At 71.8% G+C, this 12,595-nt stretch carries 11 protein-coding genes; 4 read left to right on the forward strand and 7 right to left on the reverse strand.

Annotated elements, in window-relative coordinates; translation table 11 throughout:
* Positions 1 to 44: 44 nt before the first annotated feature.
* Positions 45 to 680, forward strand: a complete 636-nt coding sequence (locus tag AB3X10_RS19300; protein WP_369977027.1) for an NAD(P)-dependent oxidoreductase — start codon at positions 45 to 47, stop codon at positions 678 to 680.
* A 142-nt stretch (positions 681 to 822) separates the two neighbouring features.
* Positions 823 to 1,767, forward strand: a complete 945-nt coding sequence (locus tag AB3X10_RS19305; protein ID WP_369977028.1) for an MBL fold metallo-hydrolase — start codon at positions 823 to 825, stop codon at positions 1,765 to 1,767.
* A 104-nt stretch (positions 1,768 to 1,871) separates the two neighbouring features.
* Here the strand turns inward: AB3X10_RS19305 and dinB are convergent, their stop codons facing one another.
* Positions 1,872 to 2,933, reverse strand: coding sequence for a DNA polymerase IV (dinB, locus tag AB3X10_RS19310; protein ID WP_369977029.1), 1,062 nt, complete (start codon positions 2,931 to 2,933; stop codon positions 1,872 to 1,874).
* 207 nt (positions 2,934 to 3,140) lie between these two features.
* On the opposite strand from dinB, the gene fabA reads away from it, so the two are divergent.
* Together fabA and fabB are read left to right on the forward strand one after the other, a co-directional pair.
* The gene (gene fabA / locus AB3X10_RS19315) at positions 3,141 to 3,656 is read left to right on the forward strand and encodes a 3-hydroxyacyl-[acyl-carrier-protein] dehydratase FabA (protein ID WP_369977030.1); all 516 of its coding nucleotides are present in this window, start codon (positions 3,141 to 3,143) and stop codon (positions 3,654 to 3,656) included.
* Positions 3,656 to 4,864 (forward strand): beta-ketoacyl-ACP synthase I, encoded by a 1,209-nt coding sequence (gene fabB, locus AB3X10_RS19320; protein ID WP_369977031.1) that lies wholly within the window; start codon positions 3,656 to 3,658, stop codon positions 4,862 to 4,864. The genes fabA and fabB overlap by 1 nt, the downstream gene beginning before the upstream one ends.
* A gap of 54 nt (positions 4,865 to 4,918) precedes the next feature.
* On the opposite strand, the gene AB3X10_RS19325 is transcribed toward fabB, so the two are convergent.
* The 6 genes from AB3X10_RS19325 to AB3X10_RS19350 form a co-directional block, all read right to left on the reverse strand.
* On the reverse strand, positions 4,919 to 5,764 hold the full coding sequence (locus AB3X10_RS19325; RefSeq protein WP_369977032.1) for an SH3 domain-containing protein: 846 nt from the start codon (positions 5,762 to 5,764) through the stop codon (positions 4,919 to 4,921).
* 319 nt (positions 5,765 to 6,083) lie between these two features.
* Positions 6,084 to 8,108, reverse strand: coding sequence for a M3 family metallopeptidase (locus AB3X10_RS19330; protein ID WP_369977033.1), 2,025 nt, complete (start codon positions 8,106 to 8,108; stop codon positions 6,084 to 6,086).
* Positions 8,109 to 8,169: 61 nt separating this feature from the next.
* A complete protein-coding gene (locus tag AB3X10_RS19335; protein ID WP_369977034.1) occupies positions 8,170 to 9,273 on the reverse strand; it encodes a PLP-dependent cysteine synthase family protein in 1,104 nt (367 codons plus the stop codon).
* Between the two features lie 133 nt (positions 9,274 to 9,406).
* Positions 9,407 to 9,619, reverse strand: a complete 213-nt coding sequence (locus AB3X10_RS19340) for a heavy-metal-associated domain-containing protein (protein WP_369977035.1) — start codon at positions 9,617 to 9,619, stop codon at positions 9,407 to 9,409.
* A 41-nt stretch (positions 9,620 to 9,660) separates the two neighbouring features.
* The gene (locus tag AB3X10_RS19345) at positions 9,661 to 12,114 is read right to left on the reverse strand and encodes a heavy metal translocating P-type ATPase (protein WP_369977036.1); all 2,454 of its coding nucleotides are present in this window, start codon (positions 12,112 to 12,114) and stop codon (positions 9,661 to 9,663) included.
* A complete protein-coding gene (locus AB3X10_RS19350; protein WP_369977037.1) occupies positions 12,111 to 12,554 on the reverse strand; it encodes a heavy metal-responsive transcriptional regulator in 444 nt (147 codons plus the stop codon). The genes AB3X10_RS19345 and AB3X10_RS19350 overlap by 4 nt, the downstream gene beginning before the upstream one ends.
* Positions 12,555 to 12,595 lie beyond the last annotated feature (41 nt).

The raw sequence follows: 12,595 nt of genomic DNA on the forward strand, positions 1-12,595 counted from the left end.
CAGGACTAGGCTGTGCCCATCCCATCCATCCCTGGAGCACCCCGATGAACATCGCCCTGATCGGCGCCACCGGCAATATCGGCCGCCACATCGCCCACGAAGCCCTGCGCCGCGGCCATGCGGTCACCGCCCTGGTCCGCCGCACGCAGCCGCTGCCGCCGGAACTGGACGGCGCCAAGATCGTGGTCGCCACGCTGGACGACGCCGCCGCGCTCGCCGCCGCGGTCCGTGGCCACGACGTGCTGGCCAGCGCCTACGGCCCCAGTGCCGCGGCCGCCGACACGATCCCGGCCGTGGCCCAGACCCTGATCGACGTCGCCCGCGACGCCGGCGTGCAGCGCCTGCTGGTGGTCGGCGGCGCCGGCAGCCTGGAAGTGGCGCCGGGCGTGCAGCTGGTGGACACGCCGAACTTCCCCGACGCCTACAAGCCCTACGCGCTGGCGCACCGCGCCTCCCTGCAGCACTTGCAGGCCGCCGCCGACCTGGACTGGACCTTCTTCGCACCGGCCGCCGAGATCGGCCCCGGCGCGGCGCGCGGCGGCGCGCGCACCCAGGCCACCGCACTGCTCAGCGATGCGCAGGGCCACAGCGCGATCAGCTACGCCGACTACGCCAGCGCGTTCGTCGACGAGATCGAGCGCCCGCAGTACCTGCGCCAGATCGCCACCGCCGCGTACTGAGTCGCAACCCCGGGCGCGCTGCGGCGGGTCTGCCATGGCCGCCCACGCAGCCGCCCGACCGCGCCGCGGCCGCACACGGTCGCGGCCCGATTGCCGCACGCCATGCCGATGCAGGGCGTCGCCTTCCACGATGGAGTTCCGCATGCCTTCCTTTGCGTTGTCGCGCCTCGGCGCGGCGCTGATCCTTGCCCTCGGCATCACCGGCGCCGGCGCGGCGCATGCCACCACCGGCGCCCCGGCCCAGGCCGCCCCGGCCGGCACCGCGACGCCGCCGGCGGCCGCGCCGCTGCAGGTGCAGGTCTACCATCCGGACGCGAACGCGATCTTCGGCGTCGCCTCGGTGCTGGTCAGCGGCGCCAGGGACGCGGTGCTGGTCGATGCGCAGTTCTCCGCTGCCGATGCGCGCGCACTGGTCGCGCGGATCCGCGCCTCCGGCAAGCGCCTGACCACGATCTACATCAGCCACGGCGATCCGGACTACTACTTCGGCCTGGACGTGCTCACCCAGGCGTTTCCGCAGGCCAAGGTGCTGGCCAGCCCCGCGACCGTGGCGCATATCCGCCAGACCCAGGCGCAGAAGCTGCAGGTGTGGGCGCCCAAGCTCGGCGCCGAGGCGCCGCAGCGCATCGTGCTGCCGCAGCCGCTGCGCGGCGACCGCCTGCTGCTGGAAGGCCGCGAACTGCAGATCGTCGGCCTGGACGGCGCGAGCCCGGATCGCACCTTCGTGTGGATTCCCTCGGTCAGCACCGTCCTCGGCGGGATCCCGGTCGTGGCCGGCGAACACGTGTGGATGGCCGACACGCAGACCCCGGCATCGCATGCGCAATGGCTGGCCACGCTGCAACGGATCCAGGCACTGCAGCCGCAGCGGGTGATTCCCGGCCACTTCGCGCCCGGCGCGGCGCAGGACCTGGCCGCGGTGCGCTTCACCGCCGACTACATCCGCGCCTTCGACCAAGAAACCGCCAGGGCGAAGGACGCGGCCGCGCTGGTCGCGGCGATGCAGCGGCGCTATCCGCAGCTGGGCGGCGTGGAGGCGCTGCAGCTCAGCGCGAAGGTGGCCAAGGGCGAGATGCGCTGGCCCTGAGCCGGCGCAATGCGCTGGCGCCGAGCAGGCAGGCGCAATGCGCCGGCGCCAAACCGGCGATCGGCGCGCGGCGGCGGACACCGGCGCCCGTGCCGCTGCGCGGCTCAGCGGAACAGCCGCCCCTGCGTCTGCACCGGCTCGGGTTCGTGGAAGCCGGCCAGGCCGACGCCGACCAGGCGGTAACGCGTGGACGCGGGCAGGTCGACGCGCTGGCGCAAGGCCAGCGCGATATCGGTCAACGCCTGCAGCGAATCCGGCGGCTGCTCGGGGGTGAAGCTGCGGGTCAGGATGCGGAACTGCGCGGTCTTCAGCTTCAGCACCACGGTGCGCGCGACGCGCTCGGTGCGGCGGGTGGCGTTCCAGGTCTTTTCCGCCAGCAGCCGGATCGCCGGCTCCAGCGCGTCCAGCGCCAGGTCTTCGGCGAAGGTGTCCTCGGAAGAAATCGACTGCACCTGCTGGTCCGCTTCCACCGGGCGCTCGTCGATGCCGCGCGCACGCTGGTACAGGCGCAAGCCGAAACTGCCGAAGCGCGCTTCCAGTTCGGCCTCGCCGTGCGCGCGCAGGTCGCCGACGGTGACGATGCCCAGCGCCGCCAGCTTGGCCTGCATCACCTTGCCCACGCCGTGCACCTTGCTGACCGGCAGCGGCGTCAGGAACGCCTCCACCTGGTGCGGGCGGATCACGAACTGGCCATCGGGCTTGCGCCAGTCCGAGGCGATCTTGGCCAGGAACTTGTTGGGCGCGATGCCGGCCGATGCGGTCAGCTGGGTTTCCTCGCGGATCTGCGCGCGGATGGCCTGCGCGATCTCGGTGGCGGTGGCGAGTTCGCCCTTGGGCGCGGTGACGTCGAGATAGGCCTCGTCCAGCGACAGCGGCTCGATCAGGTCGGTGTGGCGCTGGAAGATCTCGCGCACCTGCCGCGACACCGCCTTGTAGCGCGCGAAATCCGGCGGCACGAAGATCGCGTCCGGACACAGCCGCTCGGCGCGCAACGCCGGCATCGCCGAGCGGATGCCGAACACGCGCGCCTCGTAGGACGCGGCGCAGACCACCGAGCGCATGCCGCGCCACGCCACCACCACCGGCTTGCCGCGCAATGCGGGATCGTCACGCTGCTCCACGGACGCGTAGAACGCATCCATGTCGACGTGAATGATCTTGCGCATCTGCCCTGCACCCTACGCCAGCGAACGGTAGCGGCATGATAAGCCAGGCCTGCGCATGCGCCGAGAATGCATGCCTTGATCCGGCTCAGCGCGCCGCACTGCAGCAGTGTCTACGCTACGCGTGCGTACGGATAAAACGTTTGATTGAAAGCGCAGGCGTCGTGCACGCTTGCGCGCCTCGACTGTCTGCCCTGGGAATTTCTGCTCATGAGCCGCCTCACTTCGTATTCACGCGAACAACTCCTCGCCAGCGCGCGCGGCGAACTGTTCGGCGCCGAGGCCGGACGCCTGCCCAACGATCCGATGCTGATGTTCGACCGCATCACCCACGTCGACGACAGCGGCGGCGCCCACGGCAAGGGCGTGATCCGCGCCGAGCTCGATGTGCGCCCGGACCTGTGGTTCTTCGGCTGCCATTTCATCGGCGATCCGGTGATGCCCGGCTGCCTGGGCCTGGATGCGATGTGGCAGTTGACCGGCTTCTTCCTGACCTGGATCGGCGCGCCCGGCCGCGGCCGTGCGCTGGGCGTGGGCGAAGTGAAGTTCACCGGACAGGTACTGCCGAGCGCCAGGCAGGTGGTCTACGAGATCGACATCAGCCGGGTGATCAACCGCAAGCTGGTGATGGCGGTGGCCGACGGCCGCATGTCCGTGGACGGCCGCGAGATCTACCACGCCAGGGACTTGCGCGTGGGCCTGTTCACCTCGACGGAGGCGTTCTGATGCGCCGCGTCGCGATCACCGGCATGGGCATCACCTCGTGCCTGGGCAACGACCTGGACACGGTCTCGCGCGCGCTGCGCGACAGCCGCCCGGGCATCCGCTTCAACGCCGAAGCCGCCGAACACGGCCTGCGCAGCCAGGTCGGCGGCGACGTGCAGCTGGACCTGGAGGCGCTGATCGACCGCAAGCTCAAGCGCTTCATGGGCGATGCGTCGGCGTATGCGTACCTGGCGCTGCGCGATGCGATCGCCGATGCGGGCCTGGACGAGGCCGTGGTCAGCGACGTGCGCACCGGCCTGATCGCCGGTTCCGGCGGCGGCTCCAGCCACTGGCAGGTGGAAGCGGCGGACCTGCTGCGCAACCGCGGCGTGCGCAAGGTCGGCCCGTACATGGTGCCGCGCACGATGTGTTCGGCGGTCTCGGCCAGCCTGGCCACCGCGTTCAAGATCAAGGGCGTCAGCTATTCGCTGTCGGCCGCCTGCGCGACCTCGGCGCACTGCATCGGCGCGGCGGCGGACCTGATCCGCCACGGCCAGCAGGACGTGATGTTCGCCGGCGGCGGCGAGGAGCTGGACTGGACCATGAGCCTGATGTTCGATGCGATGGGCGCGCTGTCCAGCGGCTTCAACGATCGCCCGGCGCTGGCCTCGCGTCCGTACGACGCCGAGCGCGACGGCTTCGTCATCGCCGGCGGCGGCGGCATGCTGGTGCTGGAGGACTACGAACGCGCGGTGGCACGCGGCGCGCGCATCCATGCCGAGCTGCTCGGCTACGGCGTGACCTCCGACGGCGCCGACATGGTCGCACCGTCCGGCGAAGGCGCGGTGCGCTGCATGCGCATGGCGATGCAGGGCGTGGACGCGCCGATCGACTACCTCAACACGCACGGCACCTCGACCCCGCTGGGCGACGTCACCGAGCTGGGCGCGGTGCGCGAGGTATTCGGCGACGCGGTGCCGCCGCTGTCCTCGACCAAGGCGCTGTCCGGGCATTCGCTGGGCGCGGCCAGCGTGCACGAGGCGATCTATTGCCTGCTGATGATGCGCGACGGCTTCATCGCCGGCTCGGCCAACATCGACGCGCTGGATCCGCGCGCCGAGGGTTTCCCGATCGTGCGCGAGAGCCGTGAGGCGACGCTGCGCACGGTGATGTCCAACAGCTTCGGCTTCGGCGGCACCAACGCCGCGCTGGTGTTCGGCAAGCCCTGATCGGGCCTGGGCACGGCAGCGGCAGGGGCGTCCTGCCGCTGGCCGCCGGCAACGTCAGCGCTCCAGTTGCCTGTCGTCGCGGCGCTTCTTCTCGTCCTCGTCCTTGGTCCGTTCCTTTTTGGGCGGCGGCGCGGATGGTGGCGGTGGCGGTGGCGAAGCAGGCTTCGGTGGCGGTGCCGGCGGCGGCGTGTGCTGCGCCGCCTGCACCACCGTCTCCGGCTTCGGTGGCCACCACGACGAGGCGGACGTCGATGGCGGCGGGGACGCGCTCGACTGGTGCGTGGATTCGCGCCAGCGGCGATCCTCCTCGTCGCGCCGCTGCTGCTCCGCCAGTTCCTTGTTGCGCTTGGGGTTGAGCGCATCCGGCGGCGGCGCCTGGTACATGCGCTCGCCCGGCGGAATCCATTGCGACTGCACCGGCGCCTCCACCGCAGGCTGCGCCGGCTGGTAGCCGCGGGTCTCGGCGATGCGTGGCGGGATCAGCTGGCGCTTGAGCGCCTCGGGCACCGGCGCCGGCGCGGATGGCGACGCCTGCGGTTGCTGCCGCCAGCGTGCGCGGTCGCGGGCCCAGGGCCGGCCGCGGTAGTGCGCGTCCCAATAGGGATCGACGGCGAACCCGATGACCGGCGCGATGGCGCCATCGCGCGCGTCGAACTCGACCACGCCGGCCGGCAGCCATCCGCGCGCCTCGCGCCAGCGCACGTCGCACCACGAAAAGTCGTTGATGCAACCGTAGACGGTGAGGCTGTCGCCGCTCACCACCGTCGCCACGCGCGGATATTCGTTGGCCGGGCCGGCGCGCAGATTGGCGCCGCTGCGGGCGAAGCCGCTGCCACTCTGCGCCATCACCGGTGCGGCGGCCGCCAGCAGTAGCGGCGCCATCCAGATGCCTCGTTTCATGCCGAACCTCCTGTGCCTGGCCGGCCCTGTGGCCGGCGTTTCTTCCCTGGGCTCGTGCGAGCCATCGCGTTCGGCGATGTTCTAGCACGCCGATGCGCTAAGGGCCTGTTAACCCGATCGGGCCAGGCCGTGTCTGGGCACATGCGCGGCAGGAAGAAACGCAAGAAGCCGATGCCACCAGAGACGGAGCGATTGCGCCGCCGTATGCGTGCGCAAGCGCGCGCCGTCGGATTGCGGCGCGCAACACGCGGATGTGCGCGCTATCGCCGCCTGCTCGTGCCTCGCCACGCCGCATGGGTTGCGACGCGGCGCGCGCGAATCAGCCGGCCATGCCGCTGTGCCGCAACAAGGCCTCCAGTTCCGGCGCGCGGCCGCGGAAGGCGGTGAAGTTCTCCAGCGCCGGGCGGCTACCGCCGCGCGCCAGGATCTCCTGCAGGAAACGCGCGCCGGTGGCCGCCAACTGGTCCGGCGCTTCCTCGAACGCGGCGTAGGCGTCGGCGCTGAGCACCTCGGCCCACTTGTAGCTGTAGTAGCCGGCGCCGTAGCCGCCGGCGAAGATATGGCTGAACTGATGCGGGAAGCGGTTCCATGCCGGCGGCCGGTTCACCGCGACCTCGTCGCGCACGCGTTCGAGCAGCTGCAGCATGCTGTCGCCGGCGGCATCGAAGGCGTGGTGCAGTTGCATGTCGAACAGCGCGAATTCCAGCTGGCGCACGGTGAACATGCCGCTCTGGTAGTTCTTCGCCGCCAGCATCTTGTCGAACAGCGCGCGCGGCAGCGGCTGCCCGCTGTCCACGTGCGCGGTCATCGCCTGCAGCCGCGGCCATTCCCAGCAGAAGTTCTCCATGAACTGGCTGGGCAGCTCCACCGCGTCCCATTCCACGCCGTTGATGCCGGCCACGCCGAGTTCGCCGACCTGGGTCAGCAGCTGGTGCAGGCCGTGGCCCATCTCGTGGAACAGGGTGGTGACTTCGTTGTGGGTGAAGGTGGCCGGCTTGCCGTCGCTGCCGCGGCCGAAGTTGCACACCAGGTACACCAGCGGCGTCTGCACGCCGTCGGCGCGGTCGCGGCGATTGCGGCAATCGTCCATCCAGGCGCCGCCGCGCTTGCCCTCGCGGGCGTACAGGTCGAGGTAGAACTGCCCGACCAGGCGGCCATGCGCATCGCTGACGCGGAAGAAGCGCACGTCCGGATGCCACAGCGGCGCGCTGTCCGCCTGCACCTGCAGGCCGTACAGGTCGCCGATGACGCCGAACAGGCCGTCCAGCACCTTCGGCTCGGTGAAATACAGCTTCACTTCCTGCTCGGAGAAGCTGTAGCGCGCCTGCTTGAGCTTTTCGCTGGCGTAGGCCAGGTCCCAGGCCTGCAAGTCGTCCAGGCCCAGGTGCTCGCGCGCGTACGCCTCCAGCTCGGCGCGGTCGCGCTGCGCGTACGGCTTGGCGCGCGCGGCCAGGTCGCGCAGGAAACCCAGCACCTCGTCGGGGCTTTGCGCCATCTTGGTCGCCAGCGAATACTCGGCGTAGCTGGCGAAGCCGAGCAGGCCGGCCAGTTCGGCGCGCAGCGCCAGGATACGCCCGATCGCCGCGCTGTTGTCCAGCGCCGGCTCGCCGAACTCCGAGGCGCGGATCGCGTTGGCGCGGTACAGGGTCTCGCGCAGCGCGCGGTCGTCGGCGTACATCTGCACCGGCAGGTAGCACGGCATCTGCAGGGTCAGCTTCCAGCCGGCCTGGCCGTCCTTGTCCGCGGCCGCGCGCGCGGCGGCGATCACGTCGTCGGGCAGGCCGGCCAGGCGCGCACTGTCGTCGATCCGCAGCGACCACGCATCGGTGGCGTCGAGCACGTTCTGCGAGAACTTCGCCGACAGCGCCGACAGTTCCTCCTGGATCGCGGCGAAGCGCTGCTTGTCGGCATCGCCGAGTTCGGCGCCGCCCAGGCGGAAATCGCGCAGCGCGTTGTCCAGCACCTTGCGCCGCGCGGCGTCGTAGCCGGCGGCCTCGGGCGCGGCGGCCAGCGCGCGGTATTGCGCGAACAGCGCCAGGTTCTGCCCCAGCGCGCTGGAGAAGCGCGTCACCTTGGGCAGGTTGGCGTTGTAGGCCTCGCGCAGTGCCGGGGTGTTGACCACGCCCTGCAGGTGGTTGACCTGGCCCCAGGCGCGCCACAGGCGCTCGGTGGCGTCGTCCAGTGGCACCACGAAGCTGTCCCAGCTCACCGGTGCGACCTGTTCGGCCTGCGCGACCGCGGCCTCGGCGGCGGCCAGCAGCGTGTCGATCGCCGGGCCGATGTGCTCGGGCTGGATCGCATCGAAGCGCGGCAGGCCGGAAAAATCGAGCAGGGGGTTGGTCATCGCGGCAGTCTCGGTAGCGGGGGAAGGGCCGGCGGCGCCGGCCATGGTCGGGATATGGCGGTCAGGCCAGCGCGGCACAAGCCAGCGGCGGCAGTCCGGCGCCGGCCACCGCCGCGGCCAGCTGCGCGTCGGCCTGCGCCACGTCGATGTCGTGCTCGCGGTACCAGTCCGGCCGGTAGTAGCTGTGTCCGTAGCGCTCGCCGCTGTCGCACAGGATGGTGACGATGGAACCGCTGCGGCCCTGCGCGCGCATGCGCGTGGCCGCGTGCAGCACGCCGACGAAGTTGGTGCCGGTGGACCCGCCCACGCGCCGGCCCAGGCGCGCGCTGACGTAGCGCATCGCCGCCAGGCTCAGCGCATCGGGCACCTTGACCATCGCATCGACGCAGCTGGGAATGAAGCTCGATTCCACCCGCGGCCGGCCGATGCCCTCGATGCGCGAACCGCCGGTGCTGGCCAGGCCGGCATAGTCGCGCCCGGCCAGCGCCTCGCGGTAACCGTCGAAGAACACCGACACCTCAGGATCCGCGCACAGGATGGCGGTGGCGTGGCGGCGGTAGCGCACATAGCGGCCGAGCGTGGCGGCGGTGCCGCCGGTGCCGGGACTGCACACGATCCATTCCGGTACCGGGTGCGGCTCTTCCTGCATCTGCCGGAAGATCGACTCGGCGATGTTGTTGTTGGCGCGCCAGTCGGTGGCGCGCTCGGCGTACAGGAACTGGTCCATGAAATGACCGCCGGTCTCGCGCGCCAGTTGCACCGAATCGGCATGCAGGTCGCAGGCGCGTTCGACCAGGTGGCAGCGCCCGCCCTGGAACTCGATCGCGGCGATCTTCTCCGGCGAGGTCGCCGCCGGCATCACCGCGATGAACGGCAGGCCCAGCAAGCGCGCGAAATAGGCTTCGGACACCGCGGTGGAGCCGCTCGAAGCCTCGATCACCGGCCGCCCCTCGCGCAGCCAGCCGTTGGCCAGCGCGTACAGGAACAGCGAGCGCGCCAGGCGGTGCTTGAGGCTGCCGGTGGGATGGCTGGACTCGTCCTTGAAGTACAGGTCGATGCCGGGGAAACCGGGCAGGTCCAGCGGAATCAGGTGGGTGTCGGCCGAGCGGTTGAAATCGGCTTCGATCTTCTGGATGGCGTTGGCCACCCAATCGCGAGGGGTCATGGCGGTGCGCAGGGCGGAAAAATCGCGTCCACGATACACGCCCGCCCCGCGCCCCGCCGCTGCCCCGGGGCGGCGCGGCGTGGCGACGTTCACCTGGCTGCGGCTGCGCCGGGCGGCAGGGCCGCGGCGCCGCTCAGCGCGCCACGACGCCGAAGCCGGCCTCGCCGATCGCGCGCGCGATCGCCGCCGCGTCGGTGCGGGCCTCGTCGTAGTCGACGCCGACGCGCCCGCCCTCCAGCACCACCTCGGCCGCGGCGACCCCGGCGCTGGCTTCCAGCACCCGTTGCAGCCGCGCCGAGCAGCCGCCGCAGGTCATGCCCTGGACCGTGAGTTCGATGTGGCGCATTGCGGTGTCCTCGTTGGAATGTCGGTGTCGCCGCGCCGCGCTCAGCGCGGCCGCCAGCGGTTCAGCAGCAGGGAGTTGCCCAGCACCGAGACCGAGCTCAGCGCCATCGCCGCGCCGGCGATCACCGGATTGAGCAGGCCGAACGCGGCCAGCGGGATGCCGAGCACGTTGTAGACGAAGGCGAAGAACAGGTTCTGGCGGATCTTGCGCAGGGTCGCCGCGGACAGGTCGATGGCGGTGGCCACGCCGCCCAGGTCGCCATGCACCAGCACCACGTCGGCCGCTTCCACGGCGATGTCCGAGCCGGCGCCGATCGCGAAGCTGACGTCGGCGGCGGCCAGCGCCGGCGCGTCGTTGATGCCGTCGCCGACCATGCCCACGTGCGCGCCGCGTTCGGCCTGCAACCGCCGCACCTCCTCGGCCTTGTGCTGCGGCAGTACCTCGGCCAGCACCCGCGCGATGCCGACCTGCGCGGCGACGGCCTGCGCGACATGGCGGTTGTCGCCGGTCAGCATCGCCACCTCGATGCCGCGCGCCTCGAGCCGGGCGACCGCCTCGGCCGAGGTCGCGCGCAGCGGATCGGCGATGGCGATGCAGCCGGCGAGTCGGCCGTCCAGCAGCACGCCGACCACGCTCTGGCCCCGCGATTGCGCCGCCTCGGCGCGCTGCAGCACGGCGGCATCCGGCGCCTGCACGCTCAGCTCACGCATCCACGCCAACGACCCAAGCGCCACGTCGCAGCCGTCCACGCGGCCGCGCACGCCCTTGCCGGGCAGCGTTTCGACCGCCTCCGGCATGGGCAGCGGAGCGGGCGCACGCACCCCGGCGTCGGCGACACCGCGCACGATCGCCTGTGCCAGCGGATGCGCCGAGCCGGTCTCCAGCGCGGCGGCCAGGCGCAGCAAGGCGGTCGCATCGCCGCCCGGCGCCACGTCCACTGCGGTCACCTGCGGCCGGCCCTCGGTCAGGGTGCCGGTCTTGTCCACCACCAGCGTGGTCAGCGTGCGCGCGCGCTCCAGCACCTCGGCATTGCGGATCAGGATGCCGGCCCTGGCGCCGACGCCGGTCCCGACCATGATCGCGGTCGGCGTGGCCAGGCCCAGCGCGCACGGGCAGGCGATCACCAGCACCGCCACCGCATGCACCAGCGCGGTGGCGAAGCTGCCGCTGAGCCACCAGGTCGCGGCCAGGGTGAGCGCGGCGATGGCGATCACCGCCGGCACGAACACCGCGGCGATGCGATCGACCAGGTGCTGGATCGGTGCCTTGGAGCCCTGCGCCGCATCGACCATGCGGATGATCTGCGCCAGCAGCGTATCGGCGCCGACCCCGGTGGCGCGGGCGCGCAGCATGCCGAACTGGTTCACGGTGGCCGCGAACAGGCGGCTGCCCGGCTCCTTGGCCACCGGCATCGCCTCGCCCGACAGCATCGCCTCGTCCACGCTGGAACGGCCGTCGAGCACCTCGCCGTCCACCGGCACGCGCTCGCCGGCGGCGACCACGAACACGTCGCCGACGACCAGCTCGGCGGCATCGATGTCCACGATCGCGCCGTCGCGCTCCACCCTGGCGGTCTTCGGCGTGAGGTCGAGCAGCGCGCGGATCGCCGAGGAGGTCCTGCGCCTGGCGCGCGCCTCGAGCAGGCGCCCGAGCAAGATCAGGGTGATGATCGAGGCGCTGGCCTCGAAGTACACATGCTGCCCGGCCAGGCCGAACACGGTGACCGCGGCGCTGTACAGGTAGGCCATGCCGGTGCCGAGCGCGACCAGCACGTCCATGTTGGCGCGGCCGTTGCGCAAGGCGGCGAATCCGGCGCGGTAGAAGCGCGCACCGAGCCAGAACTGCACCGGCGTGGCCAGCAGCAACTGCAGCCCGCGCGGCAGCGGCTCGGCGTGCCGGCCGCTGAGCGTGTGTTCGATGCCGGCGATGTCGAACATGCCGAACATCTGCACGAACAGCGGCAGGCTCAGCAGCGCGGCGGCGGCGAACCGGCCCAGCTCGCGGCGCCAGGCGCGGCGCTCGGCCTGTTCGCGCGCCTCCAGCCGGGCCTGGTCCAGCTCGCGCACGACGCTGGCGCCGAAGCCGGCCTTGCCGATCCGCGCGACGAGGTCGGCCGGCTCGGCCATGCCCGGCACGTACTCCACGCGCGCCCTGGCCGCGGCCAGGTTGACGTTGCCGGCGATCACCCCCGGCGCCTTCGCCAGCACCGCCTCGATCGCCGCGGCGCAGGACGCGCAGCTCATGCCGCTCAGTTCCAGCGTCAGCGCCTGCGTCGGCACCGAGTACCCGGCCTGGTCGATGCGCTGCAACAGCGCGCGCGCATCCACCTGCTGCGGGTCGTAGTCCAGGCGCACGCGCGCGGCGGCGAGGTTGGCCTGCGCGTGGACCCCGGGCAGCTGGTTGAGCGCCTGCTCCAGGCCTGCGGCGCAGGAGGCGCAGCTCATGCCGTGCACCGGCAGGCTCAAGGTGCTGGGGGTGGAGGCTGCCGTGTTCACGGCTGCGGCTTGCCTGGCGCCGCGTCGCCGCGGATGTCGCTGAGGATCGGGCAGCAGGCGGGTTCGCCGCTGCCCGGGCATTCGGCGACCAGCACGGCCAGCGCGTCACGCATCTCGGTCAGCTGCGCGATGCGCCGGTCCAGTGCGTGCAGGCGCTTGCTGGCGCGCTGCTTGATGCCTTCGACGCCGTGCTGGCGATCGTCCTGCAGCGCGAGCAGGTCGCCGATCTCCTCCAGCGAGAATCCCAGCTCCTTGGCGCGGCGGATGAAGCGCACCCGCTCCACCGCGGCGGCATCGTAGTCGCGATAGCCGGACGCGCGCCGCGGCGGCGCCGGCAGCAGGCCCTGGCGCTCGTAGTAGCGGACCGTGTCGATGGCGACCTCGGCCTGGCGCGCGAGCGCGCCGATGGTGAAGCGGGACGGAGTGGCGACCGGTTTCATGTGTCCAAGCTACTCCCTGGATGCCGGTCCAGGGTCAAGCC

The organism is Xanthomonas sp. DAR 80977 (assembly GCF_041240605.1).
Lineage (GTDB): Bacteria > Pseudomonadota > Gammaproteobacteria > Xanthomonadales > Xanthomonadaceae > Xanthomonas_A > Xanthomonas_A bundabergensis.

Coding starts and splice junctions, on each gene's coding strand:
- AB3X10_RS19350 (WP_369977037.1), bottom strand. CDS start 12,554: ATGAAACCGGTCGCCACTCCGTCCCGCTTCACCATCGGCGCGCTCGCG.
- fabA (WP_369977030.1), top strand. CDS start 3,141: ATGAGCCGCCTCACTTCGTATTCACGCGAACAACTCCTCGCCAGCGCG.
- dinB (WP_369977029.1), bottom strand. CDS start 2,933: ATGCGCAAGATCATTCACGTCGACATGGATGCGTTCTACGCGTCCGTG.
- AB3X10_RS19325 (WP_369977032.1), bottom strand. CDS start 5,764: ATGAAACGAGGCATCTGGATGGCGCCGCTACTGCTGGCGGCCGCCGCA.
- AB3X10_RS19330 (WP_369977033.1), bottom strand. CDS start 8,108: ATGACCAACCCCCTGCTCGATTTTTCCGGCCTGCCGCGCTTCGATGCG.
- AB3X10_RS19340 (WP_369977035.1), bottom strand. CDS start 9,619: ATGCGCCACATCGAACTCACGGTCCAGGGCATGACCTGCGGCGGCTGC.
- AB3X10_RS19335 (WP_369977034.1), bottom strand. CDS start 9,273: ATGACCCCTCGCGATTGGGTGGCCAACGCCATCCAGAAGATCGAAGCC.
- AB3X10_RS19300 (WP_369977027.1), top strand. CDS start 45: ATGAACATCGCCCTGATCGGCGCCACCGGCAATATCGGCCGCCACATC.
- fabB (WP_369977031.1), top strand. CDS start 3,656: ATGCGCCGCGTCGCGATCACCGGCATGGGCATCACCTCGTGCCTGGGC.
- AB3X10_RS19305 (WP_369977028.1), top strand. CDS start 823: ATGCCTTCCTTTGCGTTGTCGCGCCTCGGCGCGGCGCTGATCCTTGCC.